The organism is Companilactobacillus mindensis DSM 14500 (assembly GCF_001434275.1).
GTDB classification, from domain to species: Bacteria; Bacillota; Bacilli; order Lactobacillales; family Lactobacillaceae; genus Companilactobacillus; species Companilactobacillus mindensis.
In genome coordinates this window covers 1-208 of sequence record NZ_AZEZ01000046.1, presented here as the reverse complement: position 1 = coordinate 208, position 208 = coordinate 1, and the positions used below count along the sequence as shown (strand labels likewise).

Genomic DNA, 208 nt, shown 5'->3' with positions numbered 1-208 from the left:
TCACGATTTGATAGTAGCTGAAGAATTGAGAAGTTCAAATATGTTGAAAAATCATGCTCTGGCAATGTCAATCTCCGACGTTGGGTGGAGAACATTTCTAAACATGTTAGCTTATAAAGCTGATTTATATGGTAGAAAATTTTTGACTATAGATCCAAAAAACACCACCCAAACATGTTCCAATTGCGGACATATCTTGAGCGGTGCT

1 protein-coding gene is annotated in these 208 nt (G+C 36.5%); it reads left to right on the top strand.

Annotated features, from left to right (window positions below; all coding sequences use genetic code 11):
- Window positions 1-208: zinc ribbon domain-containing protein (locus FD29_RS04875; RefSeq protein ID WP_157049386.1), on the top strand; the 208-nt coding region annotated here is incomplete at both ends.